The sequence below is a fragment of the Streptomyces sp. NPDC007875 genome (genome assembly GCF_042868035.1).
GTDB classification, from domain to species: domain Bacteria; phylum Actinomycetota; class Actinomycetes; order Streptomycetales; family Streptomycetaceae; genus Streptomyces; species Streptomyces antimycoticus.
In genome coordinates, this window is sequence record NZ_JBIADZ010000022.1 from 24,920 (window position 1) to 48,443 (window position 23,524).

Consider the following 23,524-nt stretch of genomic DNA (forward strand, 5'->3'; position numbering starts at 1 on the left):
GTACCCATGGCCCCACGCATCCTCCTGGCCCGGCACGGACAGACGCGGTGGTCGCTCTCCGGGAAGCACACCGGCCGTACGGACATCCCGCTGCTGGACGAGGGGCGGCGCGGCGCCAAGCTGCTCGGCGAGCGGCTGCACCACGGCCCCTGGGCGGGCCTTCCGGACGTCGAGGTGCGCACCAGCCCGCTGTCGCGGGCGAAGGAGACCTGCGGGCTGGCGGGCTTCGGCGACCGGGCGCGGGAGTGGGACGCGCTCCTGGAGTGGGACTACGGCGCGTACGAGGGGATGACCCCCGCCGAGATCAAGGCCACCCGGCCCGACTGGCTCATCTGGCGCGACGGGGTGCCCGAGGGCGAGTCGATCGCCTCGATCGAGGCGCGGGCCGACGAGGTCGTGGAGTGGGCGCGCTCGGCCGACCGCGATGTGCTGGTCTTCGCCCACGGCCACATCCTGCGGACGCTGGGCGCCCGTTGGCTCGGCCATGACGCCTCCTTCGCCGCCCGTATCCGGCTCGATCCGACGTCCCTGTCGGTGCTCGGCTGGGCCTACGGCGAGCCTGCCATCGAGCGCTGGAACGACACCGGCCATCTCGACTGAGAGCCGAACCGGCGTCAGACCGGGCAGGCGCGGCCGGCCGCCTCATGGCGGGTGACGGCCGCCTCATGGCGGTCGAGGAAGTCCGCGACCACCTCATCGCGACCGTAAGGACGCAGTATCCGGGCCGTGTCGTCGAGCATCCGGCGGATCCGCGACGACTTCACCTGGTCCAGCAGGCCCAGGGCCCGGCCAGCCGCGGCGGCGGCCGCGTCCGGCGCGCCCCCGGCCACCAGATCGCTCGCCAACTCCGTGGTGAACAGCGCGATATTGCGCGTGAAGTGCGGGTTCTGGAGGGCGACCGCGCGCCGGGCGTGCTCCACGGCGCGCTTCCAGTCGCCGAGCGCCGACCAGCACTGCGCCTCCAGCCCCTCCAGTTCGGCCTCCCCGAAGAAGCTCATCCACTCCGGGTCGGCGTCGCAGGGCCCGCGCCCGAACTGCGTCCGGGCCCGCAGTAGCGCCCGCTCACAGCCGCCCCGGTCGGGCAGCCAGGCGAGCCCCCCGGCCTCGCGCAGCGCGAGCAGCGACAGCAGCCGCGGCGAGGCGAGCCGCTCGGCGACCCGCTGGGCCGCCTGCGCCGCCCGTACGGCCTCGCGGGGGCGGCCGGCGTCGCGGGCGAGGAAGGCGGTGTTGCAGAACGCGTGCGTCTCCAGGGCGGCGTCGCCGGAGACCCGCGCGGTGGCCAGGGCCTCGGCGTAGTGGGACCGCGCGTCGGACAGCCGCCCGGAGTCATGGGCCAGCCAGCCCACCGAGATGGCCAGTTCACCGGCGCCCGCGAAGAGCCGCTCGGCGATCGAGCGGCTGTAGCCGCCCGCGTCGAGCAGCGCGTAGGCGGCGCTCAGCGGCTTGGCGGTGTGCGCATAGAGGGGATCGGCGCCGTGCCGGTCGTCCAGTAACCGGATCCGCCGTACGGCCTCCTCCACGGCGGCGGCCTCGGCTTCCCCCACTCGCCGCCCCGCCCGCCGGGGCGGCGTTCCGGCCCGGGGCGCGGCGGCCACGGCGGCGGCCGCCGCCCCACCGGCCATGAACGAGCGCCGTAGCAGTTCGCTCTCCTCGAAGATGTCGACGGTCCCCTTGCCCCGGGGCTCGGGAGGCCCGGGGCGCGGGCCGGGGACGGATACGGGGACCGACAGGGGTACGGGTACGGGAGGGCCCGCGGGGCCGCGGGCCTGGTGGCCGCGGACCGACTCACGGGAGGCGAAGCCGAGATCCGTAAGGGTGCGGCCGGGGAACATATGGCGGAAGACCCGCTCGTAGGCGTAGTTGGGGCAGCGGATCGCCCCCGACTCGACACGGCCGATGTAGCGGGCGTCGCAGGAGACCTGCTCCCCGATCTCGAGGGCCGCACGGCGCACGGACGCCGCGAACTCGGAGGGCGAGAGCTGTCCGCGCAGTCGGCGGAACGCGGTGTTCGGCCGGGGAGGCGGGGGCTCCGGAAGCGGCGTCATGCTGTGCCTCTCCCTTGGTGATGCCAGGTGGGCGGGGGAGAACCGTACCGGCTGCGAGATCTCCGACACTCGGAGATTTCCGGCAAACATCACATCTCGCCCATGATCTGCCATGAACTGCCATCCTTTACGGCGGCATTCGGCCGTAGCCGTTGACACCGCCGCGCGTTGAATCAGGTGCGACCCGATGAAGAGGGAGGCCGGAGTGGACATCAGCCGCTCGCGGACGACTGCCCAGCACCCCCAGCGCCAGGACTGCGATCTCGTCACCGTGCCCGCCCGCCAGGGGCTGGAGGCGGTGGACATCCTGCGTCGTGCGTGCGACGGGCTCGGTCCCGTCCTGCATGACAACGCCTGCGACACCCTCGGCTTCCTGGTACCGCCCGGAACGGCGGACGGCTGGGATCTGCCGGGCTCGGCGTGCACCCAGACATCGGGGCGTGGAATCCGGATAAATATCGGCTCCGGCACCGGCGCACCCGCCGAAGCCGGAGACACCCGATCCGCGGAGACCCGAGCCGGGGACACCCCGTCCGGAGACGCCGCCTACGGAGACGCCGAAGCCGGAGACACCGAATCCGGAGCGGCCGGGGACGACGCGCCGCCCGGCATCGGCACCGGCTGGCTGGTGCCGCCCGGCGCGGCGTACACGGTCGCCACCGACCCCGCCGAGCTCCGGGCGGCGCTCGGCGAGGCGGCCCGCACGATCGAGGCCGTCGACCGCTGCCAGTGAGGCGGTGACCATCCGCCCCTCCCTCCCGGCGACCGGCTGTCAGTGGTCCGCCGCATACTGGGACACATGGCGAAAGGCACGAACAAGCGAGCCGCGCGCGGGCGCGGAGCGGCGCGGGGGCGCAGCCCCGAGCCGGTCACCGCATCCGTCGACGGGGGGCTCGCCGAGCTCGTGCCGGACCGGGACCGGCCGCGCGGCTGGACGCTGCTGCTCGACGGCAAGCCGCAGTCGCATGTGGATCTCGACGACCCCGCGTATCTCGACTTCGAGTACCAGCGCAGATTCGGCCACCTCGCCGATCTCGTCGCCCCTCCCGGCCGCCCGCTGCACGCGGTCCATCTGGGCGGCGGCGCCTTCACGCTCGCCCGCTACATCGCGGCGACCCGCACCCGCTCCACCCAGCAGATCATCGAGATCGACGCCCCGCTCGTCCAGTTCGTCCGGAGTGAGCTGCCGCTGGACCCAGGTGACCGGATACGGGTGCGCGGCGCCGACGCCCGGGCCGGGCTCGCCAAGGTGCCCGACGGCTGGGCGGATCTGATCATCGCGGATGTCTTCAGCGGGGCCCGCACGCCCGCCCATCTCACCAGTGTGGAGTTCCTCGCCGAGGTGCGGCGCGCCCTGCGCCCGGACGGGTGGTACGCCGCGAATCTCGCCGACGGTCCGCCGCTGGCCCATCTGAAGGCTCAGATCGCCACCGCCCGCGCCGCGTTCGCCGAGGTGTGTCTGACCGCCGACCCCGCCCTGCTGCGCGGCCGCCGCTTCGGCAATGCCGTGCTGCTGGCCGCCGACCGCGACCTGCCGCTGGCCGAGCTCACCCGCCGGGCAGCCGGAGATCCGCACCCCGCCCGGGTCGAACACGGGCGCGCGCTCGCGGACTTCACCGGTGGCGCGGCCCCGGTCACCGACGCGACCGCCGCCCCCTCCCCGGCCCCGCCGCCCGCCGTCTTCACCTGAGCGGAGCGGACCGGCAGCGAGCCTGAGCGGACCGTCAGCCGGCCCCCGCTAGTGCTCGTCGATACGGACCTGCGGCGGGCCGTCATGCCACGTGCAGAAGATCGTGGTGGTGTCGGCCCCGGAGACGAAGTCCACCCGGATCCACTCGCTCTGCTTCCACACCTGCATCTGCCATCCGCCGTCCGGTGTCGCCGAGACCAGATCCGCCGACGCCGCCCGGATGTCGAAGACCGCCCGGCCGCCCTTGGCCGGATAGCTGCGCACCTCTCCGCTCTCCTCCGGCCGCGCCGTTTCCTTCCGGGGCGGCGCCTGCGTCGGCTTCCGGGTGCGCCCGGCAGAACCGGACCCCTCGTCCTTGTCCCGATCGGCCCCCGCATCCGCCCCAGGGCGTGAGGCCGAGGGCGGGGAAGAGGGTGAAGTCGCCGAGGGCGACGGCGGTTTGGGCCGGTGCGTCGAGGAGGACCAGGCCCCGGTCGCCGAACGGGAGCCGTCCGCGATCGGCAGCGCGCGCGGCGGATCGTAGGCCGTTCCGGTCAGGACGGTCCGCACGCCGTACCACGACAGCGTGACCGCGGCGCCGGTTGCGAGGACCCACGCCAGACATTGGACCAGACCTCTTCGCATCTTCCCCATCTTGCCTCACCCGAATGGCGTACGGTGCCGCTCATGGCAAGTGTGCTCGTCGTCGAGGACGACCAGTTCGTACGCTCAGCCCTCATACGGCAGTTGACCGAGGCGTCCCATACCGTGCGCAGCGTCGGCACCGCCCTGGAGGCGTTGCGCGAGGTGGCACAGATCGGATTCGACGTCGTCATTCTGGACCTCGGCCTGCCCGATCTGGACGGGGCGGAGGCGCTCAAGATGCTGCGCGGCATCACCGATGTGCCGGTCATCGTGGCCACCGCCCGTGACGACGAGGGCGAGATCGTCCGGCTGCTCAACGACGGCGCCGACGACTACCTGGTCAAGCCGTTCTCCGTGGCGCATCTCTCGGCCCGGATGACCGCCGTGCTGCGCCGCGTCCGCGGCGGCGGGCCGGGCGAGCCGGGCCGTGCGGCGGCGCCCCCGGCGGTGCTCCGGGTCGGCGGGCTGGCCGTCGATCCGCTGCGCCGCCAGGCCCAGTTGGACGGGATGACGCTCGATCTGACCCGGCGGGAATTCGATCTGCTGGCCTATCTCGCCGGGCGGCCCGGCGTCGTGGTGCCGCGCAGGGAGCTCCTCGCCGAGGTCTGGCGGCAGGCGTACGGGGACGACCAGACGATAGACGTCCATCTGTCCTGGCTGCGCCGCAAGCTGGGCGAGACGGCCGCCCGGCCGCGCTATCTCCACACGCTGCGCGGGGTCGGCGTCAAGCTGGAGCCCCCGGCGGAGCCCACGTGAGATGGGCCCTGGTCAAGGTCTGCCTGGCGGTCACCGCGATGGTGGTGGTCGCCTTCGCCGTACCGCTCGGCCTCGTCGTCAAGGAGCTGGCCCGGGACCGGGCGTTCGCCGACGCCGAGCGGCAGGCCGCCACCATCGGCCCGGCGCTCGCCATCACCACCGAGCGGGCGCGGCTGCAGCGCGCCGTGGCCAGCACCCAGGCGGGCGGGGACGGTCGGATGGCGGTGCATGTCCCCGATGAGCCGGGCGAGCCGGGGAGCGGCTACGATCTCGGCAAGAGCCGTGCGGCCAAGGGCGAGCTGACCACCGCGCGGCGGCTCGGCCGCGCCTCGGTGTCCGCCGCGCCCGGGGGCTACGCACTGCTCCAGCCGACCGCGCTGAGCAGCGGTCAGGTCGCGGTTGTGGAGGTGTATGTCCCGCGGGGGGTGGTCACCAGCGGGGTGACGACGTCCTGGCTGGTGCTGGCGGGCGTCGGCCTCGCGCTGATCGTCGGCGCGGTCGCCACCGCCGACCGGCTCGGCACCCGGCTGGTGCGTCCGGCCGGGCGGCTCGCCGCCGCCGCCCACGACCTGGGCCATGGCGAGCTCGGGGTGCGGGTCCCGGAGGACGGCCCGGCCGAACTCCGGGCGGCCGCCGCCGCGTTCAACTCCATGGCCGACCAGGTGGTCCAGCTGCTGGCCGGTGAGCGTGAGCTGGCCGCCGACCTCTCCCACCGGCTCCGTACGCCGCTCACCGTGCTGCGCCTCAACGCCGCCTCGCTGGGCGAGGGACCGGCGGCCGACCAGACCCGCGCCGCCGTCGCCCAGTTGGAGCGCGAGGTCGACCAGATCATCCGTACCGCACGCCAGCAGAAGACGCACACGCCCTCCGGCTGTGACGCCTCCGAGGTGATCCGGGACCGGATGGAGTTCTGGTCCGCGCTCGCCGAGGACGAGGACCGTACGGTGCGGCTGGCGGGGGTCGACCGGACCGTACGGGTGCCGGTCGCCCGCCCCGAACTCGGCGCCGCGCTGGACGCCCTGCTCGGCAATGTCTTCCGGCACACGCCCGAGGGCACGGCGCTGGCGGTGGACGTCCACAACGGCGAGGACAGTGTGATCATCCTGGTCTCCGACGCGGGCCCCGGTATCGCCGACCCGGCCGCGGCGCTCCGCCGCGGCCACGGCGACGGCGGCCCCGGCTCGACCGGCCTCGGCCTGGACATCGTGCGCCGGGTCGCGGAGTCCACGGGCGGCGATCTGCGGATCGGGCGGTCGGTGCTGGGCGGCACCGAGGTACGGGTGTGGCTCTCGCTGAACGGCGTCGGCTCCGCGGACCCGGGACAGCGTCGGCGCGGCCGTAAGCGGAAGACCCGGGGCCGCACCCGGCCCAAGGAGCCCGCGGAGCATTAATCGCCGCCGATGGGTTCCTTAAGGCAGCCATAAGATCCATGGCCGGTGCACGGATCCTGCCGTTTGTCCGACTTCCCCTCGCTAGCGTGGCGCCCGCACCATCACCCCCCACATCCGCACAGCGAAGGCAGGGACCTGATGAGCAGCACGCACCGTCGCAAGGCGAGCCGGACCACCAAGGCGATCGGCGCGACCGCCGCCCTCGTCGTGGCCGGTGGCGCGGCGTTCGCGCTCAGCGGGGCGGCGAACGCGGGCACCGTCTCCGAGAAGCCCGCCGCCTCCGAGAAGGCCGCCGCGGCGGCGAGCGGCGGCTTCGCCCCGTACATCGACACCTCGCTCTACCCCGCCTACGACATGGTGGGCACCGCCGAGAAGACCGGCGTCAAGCAGTTCAACCTCGCCTTCATCACCTCCGGTGGCGGCTGTACCCCCAAGTGGGGCGGCGTCACCGAGGTCGGCGACGACGCGGTGGCCAAGCAGACCGAGCAGCTGCGGGCGGCCGGCGGCGACGTCCGGGTCTCCTTCGGCGGCGCGTCCGGCTCCGAGCTGGGCCTGGCCTGCACCTCGGTGGACGAGCTCGCCGCGGCCTACGGCAAGGTCGTGGACACCCTCAAGCTCACCAAGGTCGACTTCGACATCGAGGGCAGCGCGCTTCCGAACAAGGAGGCCAACACCCGCCGCGCCCAGGCCATCGCCAAGCTGCAGCAGAGCAACCCCGACCTGGACGTCTCCTTCACCCTGCCGGTGCTCCCGACCGGCCTCACCCAGGACGGTGTCGATCTCGTCGCCGACGCCAAGAAGAACGGGGTGAAGGTCTCCGCCGTCAACATCATGGCGATGGACTACGGAGCCTCCTTCGACGACGACATGGGCCAGTACGCCATCGACGCCGCCACGGCGACCCAGGGCCAGATCAAGGGCGCCCTCGAGCTGAGCGACGACGAGGCGTGGAAGGCCGTCGCGGTCACCCCGATGATCGGCGTCAATGACGTCAAGAACGAGATATTCAAGGTCGACGACGCCTCCCAGGTGGTGGAGTTCGCCAAGTCCAAGGGGCTGGCCTGGCTGTCGATGTGGTCCGCGACCCGCGACAAGCAGTGCCCCAGCCCGCAGGACACCGCGTCGCCGACCTGCAGCTCGATCGACCAGGAGGAGTTCGCGTTCACCAAGGCGTTCGGCGCCTACAACGGCTGAACGGGTGACGTCGGCTGACACCGGTGCGGCCCCACACCGCCCGTCAGCCGCATAACCCGCGGGGCCGGTCAGCCCCATAAGCCCCACCATCACCACCCCCCACGGCACCCCCCCCACACGGCGGGGCGCGGACGGAATCCCCACCCGCCGCGCCCCGCCGGTTCCGTCGTCCTGGGGCCTGTCTGGCGGATCCCGGCCAGAAGGACCCTAGGGGCGCTGGGGCTCCTCGGCCCGCTCCGCCTCCTCATGCTCCTCGTGCTCCGCCACCTGCTCCCTCGTGGGCTTGGCGATCTGGCCGTTGATACCGAAGTAGCTCCGGGACAGCGAGACGCGCAGCCTCTCCTTGAAGGAGAGCTTGCGGGCGACTCCGGCCGCGTCGACCGTCGGCGGCAGCTCCAGCGGCTCGTACTGTTCGTACGCGGTCATCGTGTACTTCTCCGCCGGCGACAGCGGCTCGTGCACTTCGACGAACTCACCGTGCGGCAGCCGTTCGATGATGCCGGTCTCACGGCCGTGCAGCAGCAGCTCCCGGTCCTTGCGCTGGAGGCCGAGACAGATCCGCTTGGAGATGATGAAGACCACGACCGGCACCACGAAGAAGCCGATCCGGCAGGCCCAGGTGATCGCGTTGATCGACAGATCGAAGTGGGTGGCGATGAGGTCGTTCCCGCCGCCCAGCAGCAGGACCCCGTAGAGGGCGACCCAGGCGTTGCCGAAGGCGGTGCGGGTCGGGGCGTTGCGCGGGCGCTGGTTCAGATGGTGCTCGCGTCTGTCCCCGGTGATCCATGCCTCCAGGAAGGGATAGAGCCAGATCACCAGCAGCACCGTGGGGAAGACCAGGAAGGGGATCAGTACCCCGAGCACCAGGGTATGGCCCCAGAGATTGATCTCCCAGCCCGGCATCAGCCGGATCAGCCCCTCGGAATAGCCCATGTACCAGTCGGGCTGGGCGTCGGTGGACACCTGGTCGGGCCGATAGGGGCCATAGGCCCACACCGGGTTGATCTGGGCGATGGCCGACATCAGCGTGGTGACGCCGAAGACCAGGAAGAAGAAACCGCCGGACTTGGCCACATAGACCGGCCAAAGAGGCGGCCCCACGATATTCATGTTCTTCCTCCCGGGCCCCGGGAGATGCGTGTGCTTGTGGTAGACGAGCAGGATCATATGGAGCGCCAGCAGCCCGAGCATGATGCCCGGGATCAGCAGTACGTGCACGGTGAACAGCCGTGGCACGATCGCCGTTCCCGGGAATTGGCCGTCGAAGAAGAAGAACGACAGATAGGTGCCGACGATCGGGATCGACAGGATCGCGCCCTCCATGAAGCGCAGACCGGTGCCGGACAGCAGATCGTCGGGCAGTGAATAGCCCATGAAGCCGTCGAACATCCCGAGAATCAGCAGACCGGCGCCGGAGAGCCAGTTGATCTCGCGGGGTTTGCGGAAGACGCCGTTGTAGAACGTCCGCATCATATGGGCGAGCATGCTGGCGATGAAGATGATCGCCGCCCAGTGGTGGACCTGCCGCATCAGCAGGCCGCCGCGCACATCGAAGCTGATGTCCAGGGTGGACTTGTACGCCTGCGACATGCGGATGCCGTTCAGCGGCGTCCACCGGCCGTCGTAGACCACCTCGTTCATCGCCGGTTTGAAGAACAGGGTCAGATAGACGCCGGTCAGAATGATGATGATGAATGTGTAGAGGGCGATCTCGCCGATCAGGAAGGACCAGTGATCGGGGAAGACCTTGCGCAGATTGGCCTTGGCCATCTTGAAGAGGCCCACCCGACCGTCGAACCAGTCGGCGAGGGCCTCGCCTTTTCCGGCGGGCGCGCGCCGACCGGATCCCTCATCGCGGAACCTCTGGCGGCGCTCCGGAAATGCTCTCATGTCTCAATGGGTTTACCAGGCATTCTCAAGGGATGACGGCGCTCTTCGGCCGGGTGGATCAGGGTGTAACCCCTTTGAAGGAAGAACGCACCGGCCCGGTTGCGCCCCTGTGCGCCGTCTCGACTGCCATCCGCGGCGCCGCCCGCCCCCCAGCGGGCGGCGCCGCGGAAGCAGGTCCCTACGCCGCCGGAAGCTCTCCGGTGCGGGCCACCTGGGCATACCAGCGGGCGCTGGACTTCGGCACCCGGGCCTGCGTCTGATAGTCCACGTAGACCGCGCCGAAGCGCTTGCTGTAGCCGTACGCCCATTCGAAGTTGTCCATCAGCGACCACAGGAAATAGCCGCGCAGATCGGCACCGTCCGCGATGGCCTGGTGGGCGACGGCCAGATGGTCCTGGAGGTACTCGATCCGCCGCGGGTCGTGGACCGCGCCCTCCGCGTCCGGCTTGTCGTCGAACGCGGCGCCGTTCTCGGTGATGTACAGCGGTACGCCCGGCGCCTCACGGGTGTAGCGCATCAGCAGGTCGTGCAGTCCGGTCGGGTCGATCGTCCAGCCCATCTCGGTGCGCTCGCCCGGCGTCTGGTGGAAGGCCACCTGCTCCGAGCCCGGCCAGGGGGAGTGGGTGCTGGCGCCGTGGCCGTCGTGGCGGGCGGGCGAGCCCTCGTTGTCGGTGCCGGCTGCTACCAATGACGGTGTGTAGTAGTTGATGCCCAGCGCGTCGAGGGGGTGCTTGATGACGGCCAGATCGCCGTCCCGGACGAACGACCAGTCGGTGATCGAGGCGGTGTCCTTGATCAGGTCGGTGGGGTACGCACCGCGCAGCAGCGGCCCGGTGAAGACGCGATTGGCCAGCGCATCGATACGCCGCGATGCGTCCAGGTCCTCGGGCTTGTCGCTGAGCGGCCGGACCACGGCCGGGTTGAGGCTGATGGCGATCTGGGCGCGGGCGGGGAGCGCGGCGCGCAGCGCCTGGGCGCCGAGACCGTGGGCGAGGTTGAGATGGTGGGCGGCGCGCAGCGGGGCCAGCCGCTCGGTGCGGCCCGGGGCGTGCACCCCAGAGCCATAGCCCAGGAAGGCGCTGCACCATGGCTCGTTGAGGGTGGTCCAGAACTCGACACGGTCGCCGAGCGCCCCGGCCACGATGCCCGCGTACTCGGCGAACCGCTCGGCGGTCTCGCGCTCCGGCCACCCGCCCGCGTTCTCCAGCTCCTGGGGGAGGTCCCAGTGGTAGAGGGTGAGCACCGGCTGGATGCCCGCGCCCAGCAGCTCGTCCACCAGCGAGCGGTAGAAGTCGAGCCCGCGCTGGACGGCCGGTCCCCGGCCGGTGGGCTGCACCCGTGACCAGGACACCGAGAAGCGGTACGCCGCCAGGTTCAGCTCCGCCATCAGCCGGACGTCCTCGCGGAACCGGTGGTAGTGGTCGACGGCCACATCACCGGTGTCACCGGCGAGCACCTTGCCGGGGGTGTGGCTGAAGGTGTCCCAGATGGACGGGGTGCGGCCGTCCTCCTGGGCTGCGCCCTCCACCTGATAGGCGGCCGAGGCAGCGCCCCACAGGAATCCGGGCGGGAAGGTAAGAGTCATGGAAGCGCTCCCATTCGAGGTCGTGGGGAGGGGGAAACGGGGAGGGAGGACTGAGTGGTGGTGGCGGGCCGCTCAGCCCTTGACCGCGCCCTGCATGATGCCGCCCACAATCTGCTTGCCGAAGAGGACGAAGGCAATCAGCAGCGGCAGGGTGCCCAGCAGCGCCCCCGCCATGATCAGTGATTGATCCGGGGTGTACCCCCGGCTCAGACCGGTCAATGCCACCTGCATGGTCGGGTTGCCGTTCTGCGTGAGCGCGATGAACGGCCAGAAGAAGTCGTTCCACGATTGGACGAAGGTGAGCATTCCCAGCACCGCCATCGCCGGACGCGCCGCCGGAAAGACGACATGCCAGATGATCCGCAAGCTGCTCGCGCCGTCCATCCGCGCCGCCTCGATCAGCTCGGTCGGCAGCGCCTGAGAGAGGTACTGCCGCATGAAGAAGACCCCGAAGGCGCTGACGAGTGTCGGCACGATGACCGCCTGGAGCTGGTCGGTCCACTCCAGCTTGGCCACCATCATGTACAGCGGCACGACGCTGAGCTGGGGCGGCACCATCATCGTCCCGATGGTGAGCATCAGCAGGATGTTCTTGAATCGGAAGCGCAGCTTGGCGAAGGCGAAGCCCGCGATGGTCGAGAACAGCACAGTCGACGCTGCGACCGTGCCCGCCACCACCGTCGTGTTGAGCAGCGCGGTGCCCATGTTGGCGCCGTTCCACGCCTTGTCCAGGTTGTTGAAGAGGTTGCCGCCGAACCACAGGGGAGGGGGTGTCTGGGCCAGCCGGGTGTTGGTGCGGGAGGCGGCGATGGCGGTCCACACCAGCGGGAAGAGCGAGCCGATGGTGAACAGGATCAGCACGGCGTAGGTGATCTTGCCCCCGTGCAGCTGCCTGCCCGCTCGGCTGCGGCTCTTTCCGCCCCGCGGAGTGGTGCGCGCGGGAGCTGCCGGATCGAGTGTCTGCCGGGAAGAGACAGTGGCGCTCATGGTTCTCCTCGTCTCCCTCACTGGCTCTTTCGCAGCCGTCGCGCGAACAGCGCGTTGGCCGCGGCGATCAGCAGCAGGATCAGGAACATCGTCCAGGCGATGGCGGAGGCCCGGCCGAGGTGCAGGTTCACCCAGCCCTGCTCGTACATGTACAGGCCGAGCGTCTGGTACTGGTGATCGGCGCCGCCGGTGGCCGTCCCCGCGGTGTTGAACAGCAGCGGCTCACCGAAGATCTGGGTGGCCCCGATCGTGGAGACGACGACCGTGAAGAGGATGGTGGGCCGCAGCGACGGGACGGTGACATGCAGGAACTGCTTCCAGCGCGAGGCCCCGTCCAGCGCCGCCGACTCGTACAGATCGTTCGGCACGGCCTGCATGGCGGCCAGGTAGATCAGCGCGTTGTAACCGGTCCACCGCCAGATGACGATCGTGGAGACCGCGATCTGAGAGGTCCAGGTGCCGTTCTGCCAGTCGATGCCGTCCAGTCCGACCAGTCCCAGAGACCAGTTGACCATGCCGTAGTCATGCCCGAAGAGCAGCGCGAACACCAGGGCGGCGGCAGCGACAGAGGTGGCGTACGGGGTGAGGATCGCCACCCGGAAGAACATCGAGGCGCGCAGCCGGTAGTTGAGCAGATGCGCGATCCCGAGGGCCATCAGCAGCTGGGGAACGGTGGAGATCACCCCGATGGTGAAGGTGTTCCGCAGCGCTTTCCAGAAGAACTCGTCTTCCCACAGCCTGGAGTAGTTGTGCCACCCCGCCCACTCCATATGGGTGGGGTTGGTGAGCTCCACTTGGTGCAGCGAGGCCCACCCCGTGTAGAGCAGGGGGAAGAGGCCGAAGGCGGCGAAGAAGACGAAGAAGGGGGCGACGAAGGCGTACGGGCTCCATCGCACATCCCAGCGGTAGCGGCGGCTGCGCCGGTCACGACGCCGCTGCTCGGCCGGGTCGGGCGCCGGCGCGGTCGCGGCGCGCGGGGCCGCGCCCCCCTGCCCTGCGGGGGGCGCGGCCGTATCAGGGGTGAAACCGGAAGGTGCGGTCATGTCCGGGTCACTGGTCCAACGCGTTGTCGTTCGTCTTGATCGCGGCCTTCCAGCCTTCGTCGGCGGACTTGCCCTGCTGCTCGACCTGGAGCAGGCCGACATCGGTGAAGTTCTGCTTGATGACGGCGTCCTTCGGGCCCAGGACCTGCGTCGGACTGTCCTTCGCGGCCTGGGAGAAGATCTTGCCGATGGGCGCGTTGTTGAAGTACGGGAGCTTGGCGTCGGCCACCTGCGGCAGCTCGTACGCGGCCTGGGCGCTGGGGAAGCTCGCCTGCTTCTCGAAGAGCTTGGCCTGCTGCTCGGGCGCGGTCAGCCAGGTAGCGAGCTTGACCGCCTCGTCCTTGTTCTTCGCCGCCTGCGGCACGGAGAGGAAGGAACCGCCCCAGTTGGCGGGCTGAGGGGCGGCTGCGACGTCCCACTTGCCCTTGTACTTGTCCCCGGCGTACTCCTTGATCTGGCCGAGCATCCAGGCCGGGCAGGAGACGGTGGCGAACTTGCCGTTGGCGAGCGCCTGCTGCCAGGGCTTGGTGAACTCCTGGAGCCCCGCGGAGAGTTTGGACCCGGACGCCTCGGTCGCCAGCTTCCACGCCTTCTTGACGGCCGGGCTGTCCTTGTAGATGGGCTTCCCGCTCTTGTCGTAGTAGACCTCCGAGCCGCCGGAGACCGCCGCGTTGAACAGTCCGCCGGCCGAGTCCAGGAACGCGGCTCCGCGCGGCGCCTTCTTCGCGTAGTCCTTGCCGGCGTCGAGGTACTTCTGCCAGTCGCCCGCCCAGAGCTCGGAGACCGCGTCACGGTCGGCCGGGAGCCCGGCCTGCTGGAAGAGGTCCTTGCGGTAGCAGATCGCCATCGGGCCCACGTCCGTGCCGAGGCCGATCGTCTTTCCGTCCTTGGCGGTGGCCTGGGCCCACTTCCAGTCGAGGAAGTTCTCTTTTTTGACGCCGTCCGCCTTCGAAAGATCAACGAACTTGTCGGCCTGGGTGGTGGTGACCTCATTGATGTTGCCCACCTCGACCGCCTGGATATCGGCGAGCCCGCTGCCCGAGCCGAGATGGGTGAGCAGCTGCGGGTAGTAGTTCGAGGCCGGGTCGATCACATTCTCTTCGATCTTGATATCCGGGTGCAGCTTTGTGTACTCGTCATAGAGCCCGGCCTGTTTGAAACCCATGACGCCGTAGGTGCCGACGGTCACGACCGTCTTGCCCTTGCTGTCGCCGCCGCCGGACGAGCCGGCGGATCCGTCGTCGCCGTCATCGGCGCAACCGCTGAGCAGCCCGGCTCCGAAAGCGGCGACGGCCGCGAGGACCACGGCTCTGCTGCGGTGACTACCAGTGTTCCTGCGCATTCCGTCCTCCTAGCGCCCGGCCCAACGGCTTCCGGCCAAAAAGTACTGATACATGGCTCTTTGAGATGCATCGAGTCGGGTGGGCATCGTGCGGGTTGTGTATGGCTCAGGTACGGTGGGAGCGCTCCCAGCTGTGATGTGTTGAAGGGTCGCGGCTCCCCGCTGGGGTGTCAAGGGAGTGCGCGAAACAACTTCCCGAAACCACACTGCTGTTGAATGTCTCCGCAGCCGCCCATTTGGGGGGTTGGAGCTGCTGGGCATGGACGGCTGGAGGCGCGATATGGCAGGAACGCGGCGGCATGGCGCGGGGCGGGGACGGCCGACCCTCGAGGAAGTGGCGGCCCGCGCCGGAGTCGGCCGCGGCACCGTCTCCCGCGTGATCAACGGTTCGCCGCGGGTCAGCGACCGCACCCGGACGGCCGTCGAGCAGGCCGTCGCCGAACTCGGCTATGTGCCCAACCGGGTGGCCCGCGCGCTCGCCGCCAACCGTGCCGACGCAGTCGCCCTGGTCATCCCCGAGCCCGAGACCCGGCTCTTCGCCGAACCGTACTTCTCCGACATCATCCGCGGTGTCGGCGCCGAGCTCGCCGACACCGATCTGCAGCTGCTGCTGACCCTCATCCGTACCCCCAAGGAACGGCAGCGGCTCGCGGACTACCTCTCCGCGCACCGGGTCGACGGAGTGCTGCTGGTCTCCGTGCACGCGGACGACCCGCTGCCGGACCTGCTGGAGCGGATCGAGATGCCCGCGGTGCTCAGCGGCCGCCGCTCGGCGCATGAGTCGGTCCCGTACGTCGACTCGGACAACACCGGAGGCGCCCAGTCCGCCGTGGAGCACCTCATCGGCCGCGGCCGCTCGACCGTCGCCACCATCACCGGACCGCTGGACATGTATGTCGCGCAGTGCCGCCTGGAGGGCTACGGCGCCGCGGTCCGGGCGGCGGGCCGGGAGGTGGAACCGGAGCTGGTGGCGTCCGCGGACTTCACCGAGGAGGGCGGCCGCCGGGCCATGCGCCAACTGCTCGACCAGCGTCCGGACCTGGACGGGGTCTTCGCCGCCTCGGACGTGATGGCCGCGGGCGCCCGGCAGGTGCTGCGCGAGAGCGGGCTCCGCGTCCCGGACGACGTGGCGCTGGTCGGCTTCGAGGACTCGGCCGTCGCCCGCCATATGGACCCTCCGCTCACCAGCGTCCGGCAGGCCACGGAGGAGATGGGCCGGGCGATGGTGCGGGTGCTGCTGGAGGAGATCGAGGGGCTGTCGGACCGCACCTCCAAGCGGCCGCAGATGGTACTTCCTACCCAGCTGGTGCGGCGGGAGTCTTCCTGAGGGGCAAAGCATGTGGGGCCGGTGGTCGCATTTCGCGCGACCACCGGCCCCACCTCAGGGGACGGACCGTGCGTTTACAGCGCCGGGTAGGCGTTCTTCAGCAGCTCCTGGAACTGGGCCGAGAACCAGTGGCCCGACAGCGGAGCGTTCGCCAGCGCACCCGACATGTTGTTGCCATTGCGCGGGTTGCCGGTGTACGTCGGGTCGCACATCCGGTCGAAGCCCTTGCCCTCGTCGTTCGGGATCGAGGAGCTGGAGCCGTCCGACTCGCCCGGAGGCTTCATCCACACATACGCGTCGATCCCGGATGCCGGTGCCGCCTTGGGCCGCTCACCGAGTCCGGCGCCGGACTGGTTGCACCAGTTGCCGATGTGGATCCGGCGGTCGTAGCGCCCGCCGTTGACGTACGTGTCCACGTCCGTCTTCGCGCCGGGGCCGCTGGGCCGGGCCGAGCCGCCCCAGCCGTTGCGGGAGGTGTCGATCAGCGCGCCGATGTTGCTCGGGAAGCCGACGTTGACCAGTTCCTGGCGGAACGCCTGGGCGTAGGAGAGCTCGTCCACGTACTGGTTCCAGTCCACCCACTTCGACTGGCGCACGGTGGTCCCGTTGACCGAGTCGTTGACGGTGAAGTTGTTCTCCTTCAGCGCGCTGTAGTTGGCCGTGTTGACGATGATGCCGGCCATCTTGTCGACCGTGCTGCCCTCGGCCGTCGCCGCCTGCTTGATCACCTGGGCGGTGGGGTTGAAGTTGCTGTCCCAGCCGATCCAGCCGTGGTGCCCGGCGTCCACGTAGTTGTAGACGTTGCCGATGGAGCCCAGCTTGTTCAGGGCGTAGCCGACGCCCTTCACATAGTTGCCGTTGGCCTTCATCGTGTCGCACTCGGGGGTCGCGGTGGCGCTGCCGCCGGTGTTGGTGACCAGGTTGGGCAGCGAGTCGACCTCGATCGTGGTGACGATCCGCAGATTGGAGTTGGCGTACTTCGACTCGGAGAGGATCGATGCGATCGGGTCGATGAACTGCGTCTTGTACTTGTCGATCTCGGTCGGGCCCAGCTCGCCGTTGGACGCCAGCGCGGAGCAGTCACGGCCGGGCAGGTCGTAGACCACTAACTGGACGACGGTCGGGCTGCCGCTGGACTGCTGCAGCGCCTGGTCGAGGTGGGCGCGCAGCCCCATCGCGCCGCCCGTGCCGTTGATCGCGGCGATCCGGTCCAGCCAGATGCCGGTCGGCTGGTTGGAGATCTTGCTGCCGCCGGGTTCGGCGGCGGCCTTGGCCGACCAGTCGGGGTTCACATACACCTTGGCGCCCGCGTACGGGTTGTCGACCTTCGCGGCGGCCGCCCTGCCGCTGTCCACCTGGGCGGACGCCACACCGGTCAGCGCCCCCATGGTCAGCGCGGAGGCGGCGAGCAAAGTGCCCGCCATTCGGATTCTGCGGCTCATTGCATTCCCTTCAGGTGATCACGGAGTCCCACGCCGAAGTTGGTCGGCGTGCCGTTGTAATCGCTGATCAGAGACGGGCCCGAGGAACAGTCCCAGGTGTTCCAGGTCCAGCCCAGATACGAGGCGCCCTTGGCGTCCAGCCAGGCCATGACCCGGTCGATATAGCCGTGGGAGCAGGTGTTCTCGCCGATCTCGCCCGCCACGAACGGGACCTGGGCGATGACCGGGGCGAGCTGTTCGTTGAAACAGCTCTCGCTCGAGCAGGTGTTGAAGTTGTAGGTGTGCCAGGCGGCGGCGAGGTTGCCCGCCGGGTCGTTCGGCTTGTACGTCAGCCATTGGCGCAGATCGTTGGAGTAGGCGACCCCCGGGATCAGGACCAGGTTCTTGGCGCCCGCGGTCCTTACGGCGTTCAGCAGGCTCTGCATCCCGGCGACCTGGAAGTCGATTCCGGGGCAGCTCCCGCCGTCGCGCCAGCACTTCCACGCCGCCGTGAGGCCGGAGGTGGCGCGGTCCGGGAACGGCTCGTTGAACAGGTCGAAGACCACGGCCTGGTCGCTCTTGAAGGTCTGGGCGACCGAGGTCCAGAAGGCCGGGGTGTACTGCGCGTTCGGCATCGGCTTCTGGCAGGTGGCGTACTCGGTGCCGGGGCAGTGGCTGTCCCCTCCGGTGTAGGTGCCGTGGGACCAGTGGAGTTCGACGATGGGCGTGATGCCATGGGCCTCCAGCCGGGTGACGAGTGCCTTGACCGCCGCGATGTAGTTGGCCCCTCCGTAGGCCGGGTTGATATGGGAAAGGCCCAGCCAGCACTCCTCGTTGAGCGGGATCCGGACCGCGTTGACCTTCCAGTCCGCGATGGCCTTGACGGAGGCGTCGTCCACGGGGCCGTCGAAGATGCCGTGTCCCTGGACGCACATGAACTCACCGCCGGAGCGGTTGACACCCAGCAGCCGCCGGGTGGCGCCGTTCTCGTCGACCAGCTTGTTGCCCGAGGCGCGCAGCTTCGGCGGTGCGGCGTTCGGGCGGAGCGGCTTCGACGGCTTCGCCGGCTTCGACGGCATGGACCGTGCGTCGGCGGGGGCGACCGACGCGGTGGTCGTGGCCGATGCGCTCGCCGCCGAGGCGGTGGCGGTGGTGGGCACCAAGGCGGTGCCCACCACGGATAAGACCGCGGCGGCCACCAAGGCATAAAGGCGCGGGGGTGCTCGCATGGAGCGACTCCTTGAGGTCCAAGCGCCGTTCGATACGGCGCAGACTGCTGGAACCGCTCCCACTGGTTGAAGTGAAGGTAGCGCTCGACGGGCTCATGTCAACAGTTCCCGTTCACGGAATTATCGGTAGAACACCTCTGAGCACCCGGTGTTGTTCAAAGACTTGACACCTCATCAGGCTGACACGAACCTTGGGAGCGCTCCCACTGGTTCGCACTTTCCCCCACCACCCGCACGAACCGCGAGGAGGTCCCCCCGATGCGCGTACAGCGTGGCTCGCCCTTATCAAGGGCACGACTTTCAGGGGCACGACTTTCAGGGACACGACGACGCATGAGAAGGCTGGTGACCGCCCTGGCCGCCGCGCTCTCGCTCCCCGTGGCCATGACCGCGGCGGGCGGCGCCGCCCCCGCGCACGCCGCGGCGGTCCAGTGCGGGGTCGACTACAAGACCAACGACTGGGGCTCCGGCTTCACCGCCGACCTCACCCTCACCAACCCCGGCACCGACGCCATCGACGGCTGGACCCTGACCTACACTCACGCCGGCAACCAGAAACTGAGCAATGGCTGGAACGGCAGCTGGTCGCAGTCCGGCAAGACCGTCACCGTCACCAACGCCGGACACAACGCGAAGATCGCGGCTGGGGGCAATGTCACCACCGGCGCCCAGTTCACCTACAGCGGCACCAACGCGGCCCCCACCTCCTTCGCCGTCAACGGCGTGGCCTGCCGGGGCGCCCATCAGCCGCCCATCGCGGTGCTGAGCAGCCCGTCTCCCGGCGCCGTCTTCACCTCCGGCGGCACCGTCCCGATGACGGCCACGGCCGCGGCGGCCGACGGGGCCACGATCACCAAGGTCGAGTTCTACAGCGACACCAAGCTCCTCGGCACCGACACCACCTCCCCGTACGCCTTCGACCACAAGGACGTCCCGGCGGGCGACTACTCGCTCTACGCCAAGGCGTACGACAGCCAGGGCGCCTCCGCCGAGTCCACCCCCGTCGGCATCCATGTGGCGGCCGGTCCCGCGCTGGTGGCGAGCCCCGGTCAGCTCGGGGTGCAGCAGGGCAGGAGCGGGACGTTCGGCGTCAAGCTGTCCACCAAGCCGTCAGCGAACGTCACCGTCTCCGTCGCCCGCACCACGGGCAACACCGGGCTGACGATCTCCTCGGGCGCCACCCTCACCTTCACCCCCGCCACCTGGGACACCGCCCAGCAGGTGACCGTGGCCGCCGCCGACAGCGGCACCGGTGCCGCCACCTTCACCGCGACCGCCGCCGGCCACACCAAGGCCGAGGTCACCGTCACCCAGCTGGCCGCCGCGAAGGTCTACGACGCCCGCTTCCTGGACCTTTACAACAAGATCACCGCACCCTCGGCGGGCTACTTCTCGCCCGAGGGCGTTCCGTACCACTCGGTGGAGACCCTGATCGTCGAGGCCCCCGACCACGGCCATGAGACGACCTCCGAGGCGTACAGCTATCTGATCTGGCTGCAGGCGATGTACGGCAAGGTCACCGGCGACTGGTCCAAGTTCAACAACGCGTGGGACATCATGGAGAAGTACATGATCCCCACCCACGCCGACCAGCCCACGGGCGGCTTCTACAACGCCTCCAAGCCGGCCACCTACGCGCCCGAATGGGACCAGCCCTCCCAGTACCCCTCCCAGCTCAACGGCAATGTGCCGGTCGGCAACGACCCCATCGCCGCCGAGCTGAAGAGCGCGTACGGCACCGATGACATCTACGGCATGCATTGGATCCAGGACGTCGACAACGTCTACGGCTACGGCAACGCGCCCGGCAAGTGCGAGGCGGGCCCGAGCGACACCGGCCCGAGCTATGTCAACACCTTCCAGCGCGGCCCGCAGGAGTCGGTCTGGGAGACCGTGACCCAGCCCACCTGCGACGGCTTCAAGTACGGCGGCAAGAACGGCTATCTGGACCTGTTCACCGGCGACGCCGCGTACGCCAAGCAGTGGAAGTTCACCAACGCCCCCGACGCCGACGCCCGCGTCGTCCAGGCCGCCTACTGGGCCTCGGAGTGGGCCAAGGCCCAGGGCAAGGGCGGCCAGATCTCCGGCAACATCGCCAAGGCCGCCAAGATGGGCGACTATCTGCGCTACGCGATGTACGACAAGTACTTCAAGAAGGTCGGCAACTGCGTCGGCGAGACCGGCTGCGCGGCGGGCAGCGGCAAGAACAGCTCCCACTACCTGCTGTCCTGGTACTACGCCTGGGGCGGCGCCACCGACACCTCCGCGGGCTGGTCCTGGCGCATCGGCTCCAGCCACGCCCACGGCGGCTACCAGAACCCCATGGCGGCCTGGGCCCTCAGCTCGTACGCCGACCTCAAGCCCAAGTCCGCGACGGGCGCGAGCGACTGGTCCACCAGCCTCAAGCGCCAGCTGGAGTTCTACCGCTGGCTGCAGTCCAGCGAGGGCGCCATCGCGGGCGGCGCCACCAACAGCTGGCAGGGCCGCTACGCCACGCCGCCGTCGGGCAAGTCCACCTTCTACGGCATGTACTACGACGAGAAGCCCGTCTACCACGACCCGCCGTCCAACCAGTGGTTCGGCTTCCAGGCGTGGTCCATGGAGCGGGTCGCGGAGTACTACAACCGCACCGGTGACGCCTCCGCGAGGACGGTCCTGGACAAATGGGTCAAGTGGGCGCTGTCCAAGACCACCGTCAACGCCGACGGCACGTACCAGATCCCGTCCACCCTCCAGTGGTCCGGCCAGCCCGACACCTGGAACGCCTCCAGCCCCGGCGCCAACGCGAGCCTGCACGTCACCGTCGCCGACTACACCAACGACGTCGGCGTGGCGGCCGCGTACGCCAAGACCCTGTCCTACTACGCCGCCAAGTCCGGCGACACCCAGGCCAGGGACACCGCGAAGGCGCTGCTGGACGGCATGTGGAACAACTACCAGGACGCCCTCGGGATCGCGGTCCCCGAGTCCCGCGCCGACTACAACCGTTTCGACGACCCGGTCTACGTCCCCAGCGGCTGGACGGGGACCATGCCGAACGGCGACAAGATCGACGCCGGCTCCACCTTCCTGTCGATCCGCTCCTTCTACAAGGACGACCCGGCCTGGTCGAAGGTCGAGGCGTATCTGAAGGGCGGCGCGGTGCCCAGCTTCACGTACCACCGGTTCTGGGCCCAGGCGGATATCGCGCTGGCGATGGGGTCGTACGCGGACCTCTTCGAGTAGTGGCTTTCCGTGCCTGACCGGCGGGGCTCCCGGACCCGGGGGCCCCGCCGCGCGTGCGAGGGGGACGGGCTCACGCATCCGGCGTTTCCGACGTGCGATGTGAGGGCGCGGGGAGCAGCCTGGGACATATGACCGAATCCCAGGCCCCGCGCATTCACCGGCCTCCGATCGTGGTGCTCGGCGTGCAGCAGAACGACCCCCCGTACCGTCTGGTCGAGATCGCCGGCGAGCTGGCGGGCAAGGCGCACTCGGTCCTGGACGTCATCGAGATCGCCCGGGAGGCCGGCCTGGACGACGTCGATCTGGACGATCCGGATGTGGTCCGGTGGGTGGGCGGCGACAAGTTCACGTGGACGTCGTTCTGGCCCCCGCATCGCTCGCGCCACGAGCACCGCGGCTAGGCGGACCGCGCGGGGCCGGGTTCGGACGATGTGGAATTGCTGTCAACCCAACGTTGACGCCCCCCGAGTGTCAACCTATGGTTGACACATGACGAAACCAGTCGGGCTCAGTCATCCCGTACGCCTCGACGACCTGATCGAGGCCATCAAGAAGGTCCACACCGACGCTCTCGAGCAGCTCACCGACGCGGTGATCGCCGCCGAGCACCTCGATGAGGTGGCCGACCACCTCATCGGCCACTTCGTGGACCAGGCCCGCCGCTCCGGCGCGTCCTGGACCGACATCGGCAAGAGCATGGGGGTGACGCGGCAGGCGGCCCAGAAGCGCTTCGTCCCCAAGGCGCCCGGCGAACCGTCGGACCTCGACCCCAACCAGGGTTTCAGCCGCTACACCCCACGGGCGCGGAACGCCGTGATGGCGGCGGCGAACGAGGCCCGCGCGGCCTCCAACGGCGAGGTGTGCCCCGAGCACCTGGTCCTGGGCCTCCTCCACGACCCGGACAGCCTCGCCGTGAAGGCGATCCTCGCCCAGGGCGTCCTGCTCGACACCGTCCGCCGGGCGGCCACCGAGGCCCTTCCCCCGGCCGCCCAGGAGGTGCCCGAACTCATCCCGTACGACGCGGGCGCCCGCAAGGTCCTGGAGCTCACCTTCCGCGAGGCCCTGCGGCTGGGCCACAACTACATCGGCACCGAGCACATCCTCCTCGCCCTCCTCGAACACGAGGACGGCGCGGGCCTGTTGACCGGGCTGGGCGTCGACAAGGCCACCGCCGTGGACACCCTCACCAAGGCGCTGACCCGAATCGCCGAGGCCATCAAGGACGAGATGGAGGGGTGACCGAGCGGCCCTCGACGGCCCAACGGCGGGGGTGCGGCGGCCGGAACAGCGCTGCTGTGCCGGTCAAGCTGAGGACGCGCCTGACCACGCCACTCGGAGAGCGGACGGTGACCGTCTTGCCGTGTGCGAGCGCCTCTCGGCGAAGCCTCAGCAGCGCATTGAGGCCCGAGCAGTCCCAGAACCTCACCGCTCTCAGGTCCACGTCGACACCCTCGGCGGAAGCGAGGAGGGCTGTGCGCAGGGCGGCGGACACGGCAGGGGCGGTCTCGTAGTCCACTTCCCCCCGGATCACGACAACCTTCCGGGGTCCCTCCTGGTAGCTGTCGGTGATGAGGGCGGGCGGGGGCGTGGCCGCGGGGCGCGACGGCGCCGACCCGGCCGATGCCCCGGGCGCCGCATCATGCACCGGCCGGTACGGCGAACGACGCCCGGGCTCGGGCGTGGAGACGTCTCGGGCGTGCATCTGTCTCTGGCTCCCCTCAAGTCGCCGCACCGGCATCACACGACTTGCTTTACACGAAGCATAATTCATGTTT

Annotated in this window: 20 protein-coding genes; 10 read left to right on the forward strand and 10 right to left on the reverse strand. The window is 69.8% G+C overall.

Annotation, left to right across the window (positions count from 1 at the left end):
* Positions 1-6: 6 nt before the first annotated feature.
* A complete protein-coding gene (locus tag ACFYOY_RS34815) occupies positions 7-600 on the forward strand; it encodes a histidine phosphatase family protein (RefSeq protein WP_351889784.1) in 594 nt (197 codons plus the stop codon).
* Between the two features lie 14 nt (positions 601-614).
* Here the strand turns inward: ACFYOY_RS34815 and ACFYOY_RS34820 are convergent, their stop codons facing one another.
* Positions 615-2,045, reverse strand: coding sequence for a tetratricopeptide repeat protein (locus ACFYOY_RS34820; protein WP_351889779.1), 1,431 nt, complete (start codon positions 2,043-2,045; stop codon positions 615-617).
* A gap of 187 nt (positions 2,046-2,232) precedes the next feature.
* Here ACFYOY_RS34820 and ACFYOY_RS34825 point away from each other — a divergent pair, with 187 nt between their 5' ends.
* Complete coding sequence (locus tag ACFYOY_RS34825) at positions 2,233-2,778, forward strand: hypothetical protein (RefSeq protein WP_351889773.1); 546 nt, start codon at positions 2,233-2,235, stop codon at positions 2,776-2,778.
* Positions 2,779-2,844: 66 nt separating this feature from the next.
* Entirely contained in the window at positions 2,845-3,735 is an 891-nt protein-coding gene (locus ACFYOY_RS34830; RefSeq protein WP_388591459.1) for a spermidine synthase, read from the forward strand.
* 48 nt (positions 3,736-3,783) lie between these two features.
* Here ACFYOY_RS34830 and ACFYOY_RS34835 read toward each other — a convergent pair whose 3' ends face one another.
* Positions 3,784-3,999, reverse strand: coding sequence for a hypothetical protein (locus ACFYOY_RS34835; protein ID WP_308124787.1), 216 nt, complete (start codon positions 3,997-3,999; stop codon positions 3,784-3,786).
* 402 nt (positions 4,000-4,401) lie between these two features.
* Between ACFYOY_RS34835 and ACFYOY_RS34840 the strand changes: the two genes are divergently transcribed.
* The 3 genes from ACFYOY_RS34840 to ACFYOY_RS34850 all read left to right on the forward strand — a co-directional run bounded on the left by ACFYOY_RS34840 (position 4,402) and on the right by ACFYOY_RS34850 (position 7,700).
* Entirely contained in the window at positions 4,402-5,115 is a 714-nt protein-coding gene (locus ACFYOY_RS34840) for a response regulator transcription factor (RefSeq protein ID WP_351889757.1), read from the forward strand.
* Positions 5,112-6,506 (forward strand): sensor histidine kinase, encoded by a 1,395-nt coding sequence (locus ACFYOY_RS34845; protein WP_388591462.1) that lies wholly within the window; start codon positions 5,112-5,114, stop codon positions 6,504-6,506. The genes ACFYOY_RS34840 and ACFYOY_RS34845 overlap by 4 nt, the downstream gene beginning before the upstream one ends.
* Before the next feature lie 138 nt (positions 6,507-6,644).
* Entirely contained in the window at positions 6,645-7,700 is a 1,056-nt protein-coding gene (locus tag ACFYOY_RS34850; protein WP_351889748.1) for a chitinase, read from the forward strand.
* 207 nt (positions 7,701-7,907) lie between these two features.
* Here the strand turns inward: ACFYOY_RS34850 and ACFYOY_RS34855 are convergent, their stop codons facing one another.
* The 5 genes from ACFYOY_RS34855 to ACFYOY_RS34875 form a co-directional block, all read right to left on the reverse strand.
* Positions 7,908-9,590 (reverse strand): cytochrome bc complex cytochrome b subunit, encoded by a 1,683-nt coding sequence (locus ACFYOY_RS34855; protein ID WP_388591464.1) that lies wholly within the window; start codon positions 9,588-9,590, stop codon positions 7,908-7,910.
* Positions 9,591-9,768: 178 nt separating this feature from the next.
* A complete protein-coding gene (locus ACFYOY_RS34860) occupies positions 9,769-11,175 on the reverse strand; it encodes a beta-glucosidase (protein WP_351889738.1) in 1,407 nt (468 codons plus the stop codon).
* Between the two features lie 72 nt (positions 11,176-11,247).
* A complete protein-coding gene (locus ACFYOY_RS34865; RefSeq protein ID WP_351889734.1) occupies positions 11,248-12,162 on the reverse strand; it encodes a carbohydrate ABC transporter permease in 915 nt (304 codons plus the stop codon).
* 17 nt (positions 12,163-12,179) lie between these two features.
* Positions 12,180-13,205 carry a sugar ABC transporter permease gene (locus ACFYOY_RS34870; protein ID WP_351889729.1) on the reverse strand — a complete coding sequence of 342 codons (1,026 nt, stop codon included), beginning with the start codon at positions 13,203-13,205 and terminating at the stop codon, positions 12,180-12,182.
* Between the two features lie 7 nt (positions 13,206-13,212).
* Positions 13,213-14,547 (reverse strand): extracellular solute-binding protein, encoded by a 1,335-nt coding sequence (locus tag ACFYOY_RS34875; protein WP_351889724.1) that lies wholly within the window; start codon positions 14,545-14,547, stop codon positions 13,213-13,215.
* Positions 14,548-14,827: 280 nt separating this feature from the next.
* Here ACFYOY_RS34875 and ACFYOY_RS34880 point away from each other — a divergent pair, with 280 nt between their 5' ends.
* Positions 14,828-15,874, forward strand: a complete 1,047-nt coding sequence (locus ACFYOY_RS34880) for a LacI family DNA-binding transcriptional regulator (protein ID WP_351889718.1) — start codon at positions 14,828-14,830, stop codon at positions 15,872-15,874.
* Positions 15,875-15,948: 74 nt separating this feature from the next.
* On the opposite strand, the gene ACFYOY_RS34885 is transcribed toward ACFYOY_RS34880, so the two are convergent.
* A complete protein-coding gene (locus ACFYOY_RS34885; protein WP_388591542.1) occupies positions 15,949-17,262 on the reverse strand; it encodes a glycoside hydrolase family 6 protein in 1,314 nt (437 codons plus the stop codon).
* 50 nt (positions 17,263-17,312) lie between these two features.
* Positions 17,313-18,524: a glycoside hydrolase family 5 protein gene (locus ACFYOY_RS34890; RefSeq protein ID WP_388591466.1), complete on the reverse strand. Its 1,212-nt coding sequence runs from the start codon at positions 18,522-18,524 to the stop codon at positions 17,313-17,315.
* A gap of 333 nt (positions 18,525-18,857) precedes the next feature.
* On the opposite strand from ACFYOY_RS34890, the gene ACFYOY_RS34895 reads away from it, so the two are divergent.
* From ACFYOY_RS34895 to ACFYOY_RS34905, 3 genes are all read left to right on the forward strand, one after another.
* Positions 18,858-21,749: a glycoside hydrolase family 48 protein gene (locus ACFYOY_RS34895; protein ID WP_388591468.1), complete on the forward strand. Its 2,892-nt coding sequence runs from the start codon at positions 18,858-18,860 to the stop codon at positions 21,747-21,749.
* A gap of 128 nt (positions 21,750-21,877) precedes the next feature.
* Positions 21,878-22,150 carry a hypothetical protein gene (locus ACFYOY_RS34900; RefSeq protein ID WP_351889695.1) on the forward strand — a complete coding sequence of 91 codons (273 nt, stop codon included), beginning with the start codon at positions 21,878-21,880 and terminating at the stop codon, positions 22,148-22,150.
* 88 nt (positions 22,151-22,238) lie between these two features.
* Complete coding sequence (locus ACFYOY_RS34905) at positions 22,239-22,988, forward strand: Clp protease N-terminal domain-containing protein (RefSeq protein ID WP_351889690.1); 750 nt, start codon at positions 22,239-22,241, stop codon at positions 22,986-22,988.
* Here ACFYOY_RS34905 and ACFYOY_RS34910 read toward each other — a convergent pair.
* Positions 22,966-23,520: an STAS domain-containing protein gene (locus tag ACFYOY_RS34910; RefSeq protein ID WP_388591471.1), complete on the reverse strand. Its 555-nt coding sequence runs from the start codon at positions 23,518-23,520 to the stop codon at positions 22,966-22,968. The genes ACFYOY_RS34905 and ACFYOY_RS34910 overlap by 23 nt on opposite strands.
* Positions 23,521-23,524 lie beyond the last annotated feature (4 nt).